The following is an 888-nucleotide window of genomic DNA, read 5'->3' as shown; positions in this document are numbered from 1 at the left end:
AACACTGATAGTTTTACTCGGCTCGTTAAGTGGTATACTTATCATGTTTACTTCCTCACTACAGGGTAAACGCTGCATTAGAGGCCCCGAAACTATTACCAGTAGTTCGGGGCTTCGCCGTTTAAAGCGACATCATTTATTACGTAACTGTAACCTTTTGTAAATATTTACATGCTAAATTTGGGAAGCGGCTCGAAAATTAGACTAATCAATCGATTTAAGATAGTGAATCGGTTGCATACCCTTAATAACATTGATAGCTTGATTGTTCGCTTCAAAATAAAGGCAGCCAAGATGGTGATTTTCACTTAAAGACTTAGACATCAAGCATGGGTTAATGGGTGAAAATCCACCCATCTGAAATCACTCTGCCTTCTGCTGCATGAGCTTATTGAATTTTTCGTGTAGTGATTGAGGATATAGTTCTGTGTATACCTGCCAGAGTACATTCAGAGAGCGATGCCCGGTAACCTGTGCGACTTCTTCAATAGAGAAACCAGCCTCAAATAAACGACTTGCACCCTCTCTGCGTAGGTCGTGATAGCGAAGATCTTCAATGCCTAGCTCTTTGCAAGCTTCACGAAAACCATGTGATATGCCTGAGGGTTTATAGGGAAATATCAACCCAGTTTCAGATTTGGGTTGCCTTTGCACGATATCCCACGCCTCCCCAAGTAAAGGTACAAGCATGTGATTCCCTGTTTTTTTTCGGGGGTCTTTTCTGTCCCTGACAAGTACCGCTCTTTGTTTTTCGTCGATATCACCCCACCTGATTCTGCACACCTCACCAATGCGCATACAAGAAAGTATTGAGAAATTTAAGATATCTTCGTAAGGAATATTGCTTGTCCAATGATTCCCTTTTCTACGTAGCACCTCCATTATTCT

1 protein-coding gene is annotated in these 888 nt (G+C 41.7%); it reads right to left on the bottom strand.

Going from position 1 to position 888, the window contains the following annotated elements; genetic code table 11:
- Positions 1-363: 363 nt before the first annotated feature.
- Positions 364-888: site-specific integrase (locus tag AACS90_RS03645; protein ID WP_153043718.1), on the bottom strand; the 525-nt coding region annotated here is incomplete at its 5' end.

The organism is Xenorhabdus sp. KK7.4, from assembly GCF_963876465.1.
GTDB lineage: Bacteria > Pseudomonadota > Gammaproteobacteria > Enterobacterales > Enterobacteriaceae > Xenorhabdus > Xenorhabdus stockiae.
Note: the sequence above shows the minus strand (reverse complement) of the source record. Positions and strands in the feature narration are given on the sequence as shown.